Genomic DNA, 11823 nt, shown 5'->3' on the forward strand with positions numbered 1-11823 from the left:
TGAAACCCGTTTTACTTTTGCTCTTGAGCTGGAGGTACGTCAGTCGCAGGAGTTGCCGACTTTTGCTCATGAAGCACCGGAACATCATCTGAAGCCGGCTTTTGCACTGGAACTTCCAACACCGCTGGATTTGGCAAACCTACTTGAGTCAGCTGTTCAGCTTTCTCTTTAGCAAAGTAACCTAACCCTAAGCTGGTTATGAAAAAACCTGCGGCAAGTATAGCAGTAAACTTACTAAGAAAGGTAGAGGAACCTTGGCTTCCGAACACAGTATTTGATGCACCTGCGCCGAAAGATGCTCCAGCATCCGCTCCCTTGCCCTGTTGCAGCAAAACCAGGGCAATTACACCCAATGCTGTCAGCAGATGAAACACAGTTACGACGTTATCCAGCATTTTCAGTTTCCTGCGGCACGAATGATCGCACCGAACTCATCTGCATTCAGGGAAGCCCCGCCAATGAGTCCCCCATCGATATCCGGCATGCTGAACAGTTCGACCGCATTGGCCGCCTTCACGCTGCCGCCGTATAGAAGCCGCACACCTTGTGCCACTTCAGAATTCTTTTGCGCCAGCTGTGCGCGAATGGCCGCATGCACATCTTGCGCTTGCTGTGGTGATGCGGTCAGTCCGGTACCAATGGCCCAGACCGGCTCGTATGCAATCACAGCATTTACAAAAGCATCAATGCCAAACTCGTCAATCACGGCATTCAGCTGACGCTCTACCACTTCAAGCGTTTGCCCCGCTTCGCGCTGCTCCAGGGTTTCCCCTATACACAACACTGGCGTCAAACCAGAGGCTTGAGCCGCTGCAAACTTGCGATTGAGTGTCTCGTCCTGCTCACCCAGAATCAGGCGACGTTCGGAGTGCCCCACAAGCACCAGCTTGCAACCTGCGTCTACCAACTGGCTCGATGAAATCTCGCCAGTCAGAGCGCCCTGCCCCGACTCCACTGCAGCATCCTGAGCACCGACCGAAATCGCTGCGCCTTGCAAGCCATTGATAACACGATCAATAAACAGCTGAGGCGGAAATACTGCAACATCAACATCGTTCGGCAAGACCAGACCACGCAGACCGTCGATCAGCTCAGCGACGCTGGCGCGGGTACCGTGCATCTTCCAGTTACCAGCTACCATAGTGCGACGCATGCTTTACCTCGTCGGTCAAAGTGGGCGCAGATGTTACCCAACCACATCCGCGCTGGCAAGCCGAATTCAGGCACAAACTTCACTTACCAGTTTTGCCAGCTCTTCGGCGTAGCCGCGAACCATGTTTTCGTCGTCGCCTTCGACCATTACACGCACCAAAGGCTCTGTTCCCGACTTGCGCAACAAGACACGGCCGCGACCGTTCATGGCCTCGGTGACGCGCGCGCAAGCGTCTTTAACAGCCGGATGCTCGACAGGATTAACCCCACCCGCAAACCGTACGTTCAGCAGAACTTGCGGACACTTGCGCAACGCCTGGCGCGACTGTGCAAGGCTTTCATCGCGACGACGCAAAGCCAGCAGCACCTGAAGTGCAGCAATGATCGCATCGCCGGTTGTAGTGTGCTGGAAGCACACGATATGCCCGGAATTTTCCCCGCCCACCAGCCAGTTACGCTCCAGCAATTCAGCGATAACGTAACGGTCACCTACATTGGCGCGCACGAACGGAATGCCCAGGTCAGCCAATGCCAGCTCAAGCCCGAGGTTACTCATCAGCGTACCGACAACACCACCCTGCAACTTGCCACGCTCGTGCAAATCACGCGCAATGATAAACAGCAATTCATCGCCATCAACCACGGCACCGGTATGGTCAACCATAAGAACACGATCGCCGTCGCCATCGAAGGCAATACCCAGGTCCGCGCCTTCAGCCACCACGGCAGCCTGCAGTTGACCCATATGAGTCGAGCCGCAGTTGTCGTTGATGTTCAGGCCATTGGGCTGAGCCGACAGCACAATAACTTCCGCGCCCAGCTCTTTGAAAACGCTCGGAGCAACCTTGTAGGTAGCACCATGAGCACAATCGAGAACAATCTTGAGGCCACCGAATTTGGTACTGCTTGGCACACTGCTTTTGCAGAATTCGATATAACGACCCGGAGCGTCATTGATACGCGACACCTTGCCGAGCTTGTCGGATTCAACAACCGTCATCGGAGCGTCAAGCAACTCCTCGATCATCAACTCGACGTCATCAGGCAACTTGGTGCCATCACCGGAAAAAAACTTGATGCCGTTATCGTCATGGGGATTGTGCGAAGCACTGATCACGATGCCCGCTTCCGCATGGAAGGTGCGCGTCAGGTAGGCGATAGCCGGTGTAGGCATAGGCCCCAGCAACATCACATCAGCCCCGGCAGCCGACAAACCCGCTTCAAGCGCAGACTCGAACATGTAACCCGAAATACGGGTGTCCTTACCTACCAGAATCCGGCAAGCGCCCTTGCTGCGAAACGCCATGCCCGCCGCCCAACCCAACTTGAGCATGAAATCAGGGGTAATCGGATAAACGCCGACCCGACCACGAATACCGTCGGTGCCAAAATACTTCTTTGTCATAAGTGCTCCATCATTCTTAGTCTGCGGAATCTACCGCTGCGATCATCCGTACCACATCAACTGTTTCGGCAACATCATGGACACGCAAAATACGCGCCCCCTTGGTCATCGCCAAGGCTGCAAGAGCCAGACTGCCATACAGCCGCTCTGCAACTGGCCGGCTCAACGTCTGCCCGACCATACTTTTACGTGACACACCCACCAGCAAAGGCCGCCCAAGCAAATGCAGGGCTTCCATATGTTTGAACAGGCTAAGGTTATGCTGCAATGTTTTGGCAAAGCCGAACCCCGGATCCAGCACGATGCGCTCAGGGCCAATACCGGCAGTGGCACAGCGCGCCATGCTATCGACCAGAAACGCAGAGACTTCGCCCACCAGGTCATCGTAATGCGGATTGTCCTGCATATCGCCCGGCTCACCGAGCATATGCATCAGACATACCGGCAATCCCGTGGCCGCAGCCGCCTGCAAGGCGCCTTCACGGCGCAGCGAGCGCACATCATTGATCAGCCCCGCACCCAAACGCGCAACCTCGGTCATGACCATTGGCGCGGATGTATCGACCGAAATAATGACGTCCAGTTCCCGACTTATGCGCTCGACAACAGGCGCAACCCGATCCAGCTCTTCCTGCGGCGAAACCACAGGAGCGCCGGGGCGCGTTGATTCACCGCCAACATCAATCAGAGTTGCACCGGCCAGAACCATCGACTGCGCATGGCGCAAAGCCGCATCCAATGCAGCAAAGCGGCCGCCATCGGAGAAGGAATCAGGGGTGACATTAAGAATACCCATAACATGCGTATGGGCCAAATCAAGAACCCGGTTGCCGCAAGGCAACCGGGTTGAGGACTGAACAGAAGTCATTTCAAGCCTTATTGATCAGCAGCAGGGCCGCCGATTGGTGTTTCCGGGCGCTCGGTTTTATCCAGCGTTGGGGCAGTCGGGGTACCCGAGTTGCCGCCTTCCCAGTCACGCGGCTCACGCGGCGGACGACCCGCCATGATGTCGTCGATCTGATCAGCATCGATCGTCTCGTACTTCATCAGCGCATCAGCCATTGCATCGAGCTTGTCACGGTTTTCAGTCAGTATCTGCTTGGCAGTGTTGTAGCACTGGTCAATGATGCTGCGCACTTCGGAGTCGATCAGCTTGGCTGTGTCGCCGGACACACTTGCCGACTGACCACCGCCACGTCCCAGATAAGACTCTTCATCTTCGGCATACATCAGTGGGCCGAGCTTCTCGGACAAACCCCACTTGGTAACCATGTTCCGCGCAATCTGGCTCGCACGCATGATGTCATTGGACGCGCCAGTGGTAACACCGTCAAAGCCCAAGGTCATCTCTTCAGCGATACGACCGCCATACAGCGAGCAGATCTGGCTGATCAGCGCACGCTTGGACAGGCTGTAACGATCCTCTTCCGGCAGGAACATGGTCACACCCAGCGCACGACCACGCGGGATGATCGAAACCTTGTAGACCGGATCATGCTCAGGCACTACGCGACCAACGATAGCGTGACCCGCTTCGTGATACGCCGTGTTGCGCTTTTCCTTATCCGACATGACCATCGATTTGCGCTCGGCGCCCATCATGATCTTGTCCTTGGCCAGCTCGAACTCTTTCATTTCAACAACACGCTTACCGGTGCGCGCTGCGAACAAGGAAGCTTCGTTCACCAGGTTGGCCAGATCAGCACCCGAGAAGCCCGGAGTACCACGTGCAATAACGCCCGGCTGGACATCATCGCCCATTGGCACTTTACGCATGTGAACCTTGAGGATCTGCTCGCGGCCACGAATGTCCGGCAAACCAACCACAACCTGACGGTCAAAACGGCCTGGACGCAGCAGCGCAGGGTCAAGTACGTCAGGACGGTTAGTGGCGGCAATCACAATGATGCCGTCGTTCATCTCAAAGCCGTCCATCTCAACCAGCAACTGGTTAAGTGTCTGCTCACGCTCATCATGACCGCCGCCCATACCGTTACCACGGTGGCGACCGACAGCATCGATTTCATCGATGAAGATGATGCAAGGAGCATGCTTCTTGGCTTGTTCAAACATGTCACGAACACGGCTTGCACCGACGCCCACGAACATTTCAACAAAGTCGGAACCGGAAATCGTGAAGAACGGCACCTTGGCTTCGCCCGCAATCGCCTTGGCGATCAGGGTTTTACCGGTACCTGGCGGGCCAACCATCAGCACGCCACGAGGAATACGACCACCCAGGCGCTGGAACTTGCCCGGATCACGCAGGAACTCAACCAGCTCACCCACTTCTTCCTTGGCTTCGTCGCAACCCGCTACGTCAGCCAGAGTCGTTTTGACCTGGTCTTCCGATAACAGCCGCGCCTTGCTCTTGCCAAAGCTCATCGGTCCGCCCTTACCGCCGGCACCGCCCTGCATTTGACGCATGAAGAACATGAAGACTGCGATGATCACCAGAATCGGGAAGCTCGCAACCAGCAGTTGAGTCCAGATGCTTTGTTGCTCAGGCAATTTGCCTTCAACGGTCACATGGTTATCCACCAGGTCACCGATCAAACCGTTGTCCTGAATAGCCGGACGGATGGTTTTGAAGGTATCCCCATCGCTGCGTTTGCCGGTAATCACGTAGCCATCCACGGCAACGCGCTCGACCTTGCCATCCTTAACTTGCTGGATGAAGTCGGAATAGTTGAGGGTTTGTGGCTCGTTTGGACTGGAGAAGTTGTTCATCACTGTCACCAGGACAGCAGCGATGATCAACCACAGGATCAGATTCTTTGCCATATCGTTCAATTAGCTACCCTCTGAAGCACAAGCCCCGCTACTGAAGCGTGCTTCGCATGATATTCACCGGCATAACTTACTACATTGCCTACAACCCTTGCAGGCTCCGTCTGTAACCCTTTGTGAAACTTTGACTACACAATATTCGTTATGCCAGATCTGTAAAGCGATTCAAAAAAACTATCGCCCCGGTCAAAGACGCTCATCACTGGCAGAACCATCAACTCCACGGAAGCCGCGCCCCAGCAAATACTGCTCGCGGGACCTGTCTCGTGACGACGACGGCTTGCGCATCTGTACCTTGTCAAACAGCTTGCGAATGTCTTTGTGGTATTGATCGAAGCCTTCACCTTGGAAAACTTTAATCAGAAAATCACCACCAGGACGTAGGACGCGACCGGCAAGATCCAGTGCCAACTCGCACAGGAACATCGCCCGAGGCATGTCCACAGCTGCCAATCCACTCATATTGGGGGCCATATCTGAAATCACAAGGTCTACTTGTGTATTTCCGACAGCCTCGAGGATCTGCGCAAGCACTGCGTCCTCGGTAAAATCGCCCTTGATGAAGGTCACATCAGGGATGCTGTCCATGTCCAGGATGTCGGAAGCGATCAAGCGACCTTGGCCACCGATCAGACGACTGGTTACCTGTGACCAGCCACCCGGGGCAGCACCCAGGTCAATAACCGTCATGCCTGGACGAATCAGACGATCACGCTCCTGGATCTCCAGCAATTTGTAGCTGGCACGCGAGCGATACCCGTCTTTTTGCGCCATTTTGACGTATGGATCGTTGAAATGCTCTTTCAGCCAGTTAAGGCTAGTCTTGGAACGGGCCACGGGCCACCTCAAAAATTTTAAACGGGTTGTGATTAACCGGGCGGTCTCGGACTCGCTCGGGTAAACTGGCCGCCGCTTTTTACAAGATCAGACACAGGGGTCAGATTATGCCGCTCACTCAAGAGCAGAAGAAACAGTACAAATCCATTGGCCACCATCTGAAACCAGTTTTGACTGTGGCTGATAATGGTTTGACTGAAGGTGTTTTAGCCGAACTCGAACGCGCATTGGGCGATCACGAGCTGATTAAAATCAAAGTCAACATTCTGGATCGCGAATCCCGCCTGGAGGCCGTCGCACAAATGTGCAAGGCCGGCAAAGCGGAACAGGTACAGGTTATCGGCAAAATGGCGCTTCTGTACCGTAAGAACGTCAATGTAAACAAGCAACTGTCGAACATCCATCGCTTCAAGTGATGTCGACAAGGGTCAAGGGTGCGCCTGGCGCGCCCTGAAACTCTTCCGGGGTTAAACCCGAGAGTTATGCAAGAACTGCCCGCGCAACGCATCAGGCAGCCAGAGACGCCCAACGCACGACCTCCCCACCCGCTACCTGCCTTTTCAAACAGCAACGCTGCCAGCCGTGTTCAGGCCAGCACCGGCAAAAATTCTGTGTGCAACAACCACAAGCTACCAACCCGGAACACCCGGGTCGGCCGCCAAAAAAGTACGCCCGCACAAGACGGGCACACTTCTTAGATGTGACTTACTTTAACAATCTCGTACTCAATGACGCCGCCCGGTGTTTTCACCGCAACCACGTCACCCTCTTCCTTGGCGATCAAGGCGCGAGCCAATGGCGAGCCAACGGAGATTTTTCCGAGTTTGAAGTCAGCTTCGTCTTCACCCACGATCTGATAGATCACGCTTTCGTCAGTTTCAACGTTAGCGATCTCAACCGTCGTGCCGAAAATCACCTTGCCGGTATGAGGAATCGCCGCCACATCAATCACCACTGCATTCTGCAGGCGGCCTTCGATATCACGGATACGAGCCTCAGACATACCCTGCAGCTCACGAGCAGCATGGTATTCAGCATTTTCCTTGAGGTCGCCCAACTCACGCGCCGTACCAATTTCCTTGCTCAGCTTTGGCCGAACAACCTTGGTCAGGTGTGCAAGCTCTTCTTCCAGGGCTTTATGGCCCTGGACAGTCATCGGGTACTTGATCATGACTTCAATCCTGCGTGTAGATCCTGCAAGCGACGTACGGTTTTTTCAGGACCGAATTTAAGCGCTTCACAGATCGCTTCGCCAGCAGCAATGGTCGTGGTGCAGTAGATCTTGTGCTGCAGCGCGTTGCGGCGAATGGAGTAGGAGTCAGCAATCGACTGACGACCTTCGGTGGTGTTGATGATCAAGGTAACTTCGTCGTTCTTGATCATGTCGACAACGTGCGGACGACCTTCGGTCACCTTGTTCACGCGGCGTACTTTCAAGCCTGCTGCTTCGATGAACTTGGCAGTACCAGCAGTCGAAACAATCTCAAAACCCAGGTTGATCAGGTCGCGAGCAACACCGGCCACCAAAGGCTTGTCGTCGTCACGCACGCTGATGAAAGCAGTACCGCCTGTTGGCAGCACTTCGCTTGCACCCATCTGAGCCTTGGCAAACGCTTCGCCGAAGGTATCGCCCACACCCATCACTTCACCGGTGGACTTCATCTCAGGGCCGAGAATCGGGTCAACACCCGGGAATTTGGCGAACGGGAAGACCGCCTCTTTCACGCTGTAGAAGTTAGGAATGATTTCCTTGGTGAAGCCGATTTCTTTCAGAGTTTTACCGGCCATCACGCGGGCAGCGATCATTGCCAGGGAAACACCGATGCACTTGGATACGAAAGGAACGGTACGCGAAGCACGCGGGTTCACTTCGATCACGTAGATATCTTCGCCTTGCAGAGCCAACTGCACGTTCATCAGGCCGACAACGCCCAATTCCAGAGCCATTTTCTTGACCTGTTCGCGCATCTCGTCCTGGATGTGCAGCGGCAGCGAGTACGGCGGCAGCGAGCATGCGGAGTCACCGGAGTGAACGCCCGCCTGTTCGATGTGCTGCATGATCGCGCCGATCACCACATCTGTACCGTCGCAGACAGCATCCACGTCCATTTCGATGGCGCAGTTAAGGAAGTGGTCCAGCAGCACCGGGCTGTCGTTGGACACTTTCACCGCGTCACGCAGGTAGCGCTTGAGCTCTTCTTCTTCGTAGACGATTTCCATCGCACGGCCGCCCAACACGTAGGAAGGACGAACAACCAGCGGGTAACCAATCTTGCCAGCAGCACGAATAGCTTCGTCTTCGCTGCGCACAGTGGCGTTAGGCGGCTGACGCAGGTTCAGACGCTCAACCATCTGCTGGAAGCGCTCACGGTCTTCTGCACGGTCGATGGCGTCAGGGCTGGTACCGATGATCGGCACGCCAGCTTCTTCCAGGGCACGAGCCAGCTTCAGCGGAGTTTGGCCGCCGTACTGGACGATCACGCCTTTTGGCTTCTCGACACGTACGATTTCCAGCACGTCTTCCAGGGTTACGGATTCGAAGTACAGACGATCCGAAGTGTCGTAGTCGGTGGAAACGGTTTCCGGGTTGCAGTTGACCATGATGGTCTCGTAACCGTCGGCACGCAGCGCCAGAGCGGCGTGTACACAGCAATAGTCGAACTCGATACCTTGGCCGATACGGTTCGGGCCACCACCCAGAATCATGATCTTGTCACGATCCGAAGGGTTGGCTTCGCACTCTTCCTCATAGGTGGAGTACATGTAAGCAGTGTCGGTTGCAAACTCGGCCGCGCAGGTGTCAACACGCTTGTAGACCGGGAACACTTCCAGCTTGTGACGGTGGCGACGCAGGTTTTTCTCGGTCACACCCAGCAGTACGGCCAGACGTGCGTCAGAGAAACCTTTGCGCTTGAGGCGATACATGGCATCGCGATCAATCGAGGACAGCGCCATGGTCTTGATTTTTTCTTCGTCCTTGATCAGATCTTCGATCTGTACCAGGAACCAAGGGTCAATCATGTTCATGCCGAAGATATCTTCAACGGTCATGCCGGCGCGGAACGCGTCAGCCACGTACCAGATACGCTCGGCGCCCGGCACGGTCAGCTCGCGCTTGAGCACGGCCATGCTTTCCGGGTTGCTCAGGTCCAGCTTTGGATCAAGACCGCTTACACCCACTTCCAGACCGCGAAGGGCCTTTTGCAGGGATTCCTGGAAAGTCCGGCCAATGGCCATGACTTCACCTACCGACTTCATCTGAGTCGTCAGGCGCGCATCTGCCTTCGGGAATTTTTCGAAAGCAAAGCGCGGCAGCTTGGTCACAACGTAGTCGATGGACGGCTCGAAGGACGCAGGCGTGGCGCCGCCGGTGATTTCGTTTTGCAGTTCATCCAAGGTGTAACCGATCGCCAATTTGGCAGCGATACGCGCAATCGGGAAACCGGTAGCTTTCGATGCCAGCGCCGAGGAACGCGATACACGCGGGTTCATCTCGATCACGACCATACGACCGGTGTCCGGGCAGATACCGAACTGAACGTTGGAACCGCCGGTTTCAACGCCGATCTCACGCAGTACCGCCAAAGAGGCGTTACGCATGATCTGGTATTCCTTGTCCGTCAGGGTCTGTGCCGGAGCAACGGTGATCGAGTCACCGGTGTGCACGCCCATCGGGTCGAAGTTTTCAATCGAGCAAACGATGATGCAGTTGTCCTTCTTATCGCGGACAACCTCCATCTCGTACTCTTTCCAGCCGATCAGGGATTCGTCGATCAGCAGCTCTTTGGTTGGCGACAGATCCAGACCACGAGCGCAGATTTCTTCGAATTCTTCACGGTTGTAAGCAATACCGCCACCGGTGCCGCCCATAGTGAAGGACGGACGGATGATGCACGGGAAACCCAGCTTTTCGAGGACCGCATTGGCCTCTTCCATGCTGTGGGCGATACCGGAACGTGGGCAGTCAAGGCCGATGGACTTCATCGCCTTGTCGAAACGCGAACGGTCTTCAGCCTTGTCGATGGTGTCAGCGTTAGCGCCGATCATCTCTACGCCGAACTTCTCAAGAACGCCTTCGCGCTCCAGGTCCAGTGCGCAGTTCAGTGCAGTCTGGCCGCCCATGGTTGGCAACAGTGCGTCCGGGCGCTCTTTCTCGATGATCTTGGCAACGGTCTGCCACTTGATCGGCTCGATGTAGGTCGCGTCGGCCATGTCCGGGTCGGTCATGATGGTGGCCGGGTTGGAGTTCACCAGGATGACGCGGTAACCCTCTTCGCGCAGGGCTTTACAAGCCTGGGCGCCGGAGTAGTCGAATTCACAGGCCTGGCCGATAACGATCGGGCCAGCGCCGAGAATCAGGATGCTTTTTATGTCTGTACGTTTTGGCATGGGTTTGTCACTCAAATCCGCAGGTCAGTCGGCAAGCTGTCAATCAGGTTCCTGAAGCGCCCTGGGGGCCACCGAAGTTCGGGGCCGCCACCGGGCGCTGCAGCAGGGGCTGATCAGCGGCGCTTGGCCATCTCATTGATGAAGCGATCGAACAGCGGTGCAACGTCGTTCGGGCCCGGGCTTGCTTCAGGGTGGCCCTGGAAGCTGAAAGCGCTCTTGTCGGTCAGTTCGATGCCTTGCAGAGTGCCGTCGAACAGCGACTTGTGGATGGCGCGCACGTTGGCTGGCAAGGTCGCTTCGTCTACCGCAAAACCGTGGTTCTGGCTGGTGATCATCACAACGCCCGTGTCCAGATCCTGAACCGGGTGGTTGGCGCCGTGATGGCCATGACCCATTTTCACGGTCTTGGCGCCGGCGGCCAGAGCCAGCAGCTGGTGACCCAGGCAGATGCCGAACACCGGAATCTCGGTATTCAGAACTTCCTTGATCGCGGTGATTGCGTAGTCGCAAGGCTCAGGGTCACCCGGGCCGTTGGACAGGAACACGCCATCCGGGTTGAGAGCCAATACGTCACTGGCTGGAGTCTGAGCTGGAACCACGGTAACGCGGCAGCCACGCTCAACCAGCATGCGCAGGATGTTCCACTTCACGCCGTAGTCGTATGCAACTACGTGGTAAGGCAGTTCGCTGGCTTCGATAGTCGGGTGACTGTCGGTGGCCAGGTTCCAGACGCTGGAGCGCCACTCGTAGGTTTTTTCGGTGCTGACAACTTTCGCCAGATCCATGCCTTTCAGGCCCGGGAAGCCGCGTGCGGCAGCAATTGCAGCCTCTTCGGAGATGTTGTCACCGGCCATGATGCAGCCGTTCTGCGCGCCTTTTTCACGCAGGATGCGTGTCAGACGGCGGGTGTCGATACCGGCGATAGCCACAACGTTGTTGGCTTTCAGGTAGTCGGCCAGCGACATCGTGTTGCGCCAGTTGCTGGCAACCAGTGGCAGATCACGGATTACCAAACCTGCGGACCAGACACGATCAGACTCGGCGTCTTCCGGGGTAGTACCGGTATTGCCAACATGCGGGTAAGTCAGGGTCACGATTTGCTGAGCGTAGGAAGGATCCGTCAGGATCTCCTGGTAGCCAGTCATTGCGGTGTTAAACACCACCTCACCAACGGTTTGACCGTCGGCCCCAATGGCTTCGCCGCGAAAAATGCTGCCATCAGCGAGGGCGAGTATGGCTTGCTTAGTCAA

Annotated in this window: 10 protein-coding genes; 1 reads left to right on the top strand and 9 read right to left on the bottom strand. The window is 55.9% G+C overall.

The window, feature by feature from the left end; translation table 11 throughout:
* Positions 1 to 11 precede the first annotated feature (11 nt).
* The 6 genes from secG to rlmE all read right to left on the bottom strand — a co-directional run bounded on the left by secG (position 12) and on the right by rlmE (position 6184).
* Positions 12 to 395 carry a preprotein translocase subunit SecG gene (gene secG, locus N7D90_RS20740; protein ID WP_261739732.1) on the bottom strand — a complete coding sequence of 128 codons (384 nt, stop codon included), beginning with the start codon at positions 393 to 395 and terminating at the stop codon, positions 12 to 14.
* 2 nt (positions 396 to 397) lie between these two features.
* Complete coding sequence (tpiA, locus tag N7D90_RS20745; RefSeq protein WP_261739733.1) at positions 398 to 1153, bottom strand: triose-phosphate isomerase; 756 nt, start codon at positions 1151 to 1153, stop codon at positions 398 to 400.
* 66 nt (positions 1154 to 1219) lie between these two features.
* A complete protein-coding gene (gene glmM, locus N7D90_RS20750; RefSeq protein WP_261739734.1) occupies positions 1220 to 2557 on the bottom strand; it encodes a phosphoglucosamine mutase in 1338 nt (445 codons plus the stop codon).
* Positions 2558 to 2573: 16 nt separating this feature from the next.
* On the bottom strand, positions 2574 to 3425 hold the full coding sequence (gene folP, locus N7D90_RS20755; protein ID WP_261739735.1) for a dihydropteroate synthase: 852 nt from the start codon (positions 3423 to 3425) through the stop codon (positions 2574 to 2576).
* 8 nt (positions 3426 to 3433) lie between these two features.
* Positions 3434 to 5341 (bottom strand): ATP-dependent zinc metalloprotease FtsH, encoded by a 1908-nt coding sequence (gene ftsH / locus N7D90_RS20760; RefSeq protein WP_261739736.1) that lies wholly within the window; start codon positions 5339 to 5341, stop codon positions 3434 to 3436.
* A 192-nt stretch (positions 5342 to 5533) separates the two neighbouring features.
* The gene (gene rlmE, locus N7D90_RS20765; protein WP_261739737.1) at positions 5534 to 6184 is read right to left on the bottom strand and encodes a 23S rRNA (uridine(2552)-2'-O)-methyltransferase RlmE; all 651 of its coding nucleotides are present in this window, start codon (positions 6182 to 6184) and stop codon (positions 5534 to 5536) included.
* A 107-nt stretch (positions 6185 to 6291) separates the two neighbouring features.
* Here rlmE and yhbY point away from each other — a divergent pair, with 107 nt between their 5' ends.
* Positions 6292 to 6600: a ribosome assembly RNA-binding protein YhbY gene (yhbY, locus tag N7D90_RS20770; RefSeq protein WP_261739738.1), complete on the top strand. Its 309-nt coding sequence runs from the start codon at positions 6292 to 6294 to the stop codon at positions 6598 to 6600.
* Between the two features lie 278 nt (positions 6601 to 6878).
* Here the strand turns inward: yhbY and greA are convergent, their stop codons facing one another.
* From greA to carA, 3 genes are all read right to left on the bottom strand, one after another.
* On the bottom strand, positions 6879 to 7355 hold the full coding sequence (greA, locus tag N7D90_RS20775) for a transcription elongation factor GreA (protein ID WP_261739739.1): 477 nt from the start codon (positions 7353 to 7355) through the stop codon (positions 6879 to 6881).
* Positions 7352 to 10573: a carbamoyl-phosphate synthase large subunit gene (carB, locus tag N7D90_RS20780; protein ID WP_261739740.1), complete on the bottom strand. Its 3222-nt coding sequence runs from the start codon at positions 10571 to 10573 to the stop codon at positions 7352 to 7354. Before carB ends, greA begins: the two co-directional genes overlap by 4 nt.
* A 113-nt stretch (positions 10574 to 10686) precedes the next feature.
* Complete coding sequence (gene carA / locus N7D90_RS20785) at positions 10687 to 11823, bottom strand: glutamine-hydrolyzing carbamoyl-phosphate synthase small subunit (protein ID WP_261739741.1); 1137 nt, start codon at positions 11821 to 11823, stop codon at positions 10687 to 10689.

It is taken from the genome of Pseudomonas fragi (assembly GCF_025426255.1).
Lineage (GTDB): Bacteria > Pseudomonadota > Gammaproteobacteria > Pseudomonadales > Pseudomonadaceae > Aquipseudomonas > Aquipseudomonas kulmbachensis.